This window comes from Pseudomonas sp. GM78, from assembly GCF_000282475.1.
Lineage (GTDB): Bacteria > Pseudomonadota > Gammaproteobacteria > Pseudomonadales > Pseudomonadaceae > Aquipseudomonas.
In genome coordinates this window covers 1-927 of the sequence record NZ_AKJF01000049.1, presented here as the reverse complement: position 1 = coordinate 927, position 927 = coordinate 1, and the positions used below count along the sequence as shown (strand labels likewise).

Here is a 927-nt window from a genome sequence, read left to right as displayed (position 1 = left end):
CGAGATCGGTAAGGCCTATGGCACCCAACCCGGTTTCTACATGATGGTCGGCCCAAACTGGAAGGGCGAAACTCCAGCCGGCATTACGGCAGTGGTGCGCTCCTCCACGTCGCTGGCCTTTGTCGTTCCGCGTATCTTCATCGATGGCAGCGTTGAGGACCAAAAAGCCGTCCAGCCGGTGATCAGCCAGATCGTCTACTACCCGTTGTCGGAGTTCGACGGCAAGATGAAGTCCAAGGACTGGAGCAAGCTACCGCATTTCCCCACGCCGAAGACCACCGGCAAAGGGGAGGCCTCGTGGGTGAACCCGGAAACCTTCTTCGACGAACTACCTGCGGTGATGAAAAGCGTGCCGCCACTGCCAGGCGAGGAAGCCCTCTATAACTGGATCGGCAGTGTGCTGGACGCAGCCGCCAAGGACCCGAAAATCATGCAAGCGCTCAAGGCAACCGCTGTCGGCGCTGAGCACGAAATGATTTCGCCGTTCCTGCGGTGGAGCAACAACGGTCGTGCCGCCGGCAATGGTTGGAATTCGCCGGTGAACAATGCTCAATGGGGAACCGACTACCTCAACCGGACCGCCTCCGCCAAGTCGAACATGTACGACAATCGCCCGGAAGAGACGAAATATATCTACACGGACAACGATAGCCAGGGCGAGCAACTCAACGGAAACAACACCTATGCCATCACCTTTGGCAAGGGCCAACTGCCACCGGTCAAGGGCTTCTGGTCGCTCACGTTATACAACGACGTCCACCTGTTTCATCCCAACGCGCTAAAGCGCAATTCACTGGGCACGAAGAACAAGAATCTCAAATACAACACGGACGGCTCGCTGACGCTCTATGCCGGCACCAAGACGCCCGGCAAGGACAAGGAAAGTAATTGGCTACCGGCCCCCAGCGGCCCATTCTCGCTCTACAT

1 protein-coding gene is annotated in these 927 nt (G+C 57.7%); it reads left to right on the top strand.

The genetic code is table 11. The features are described from left to right. On the top strand, positions 1–927 hold a 927-nt coding region (locus tag PMI35_RS26810; protein WP_008055850.1), incomplete at both ends, for a DUF1214 domain-containing protein.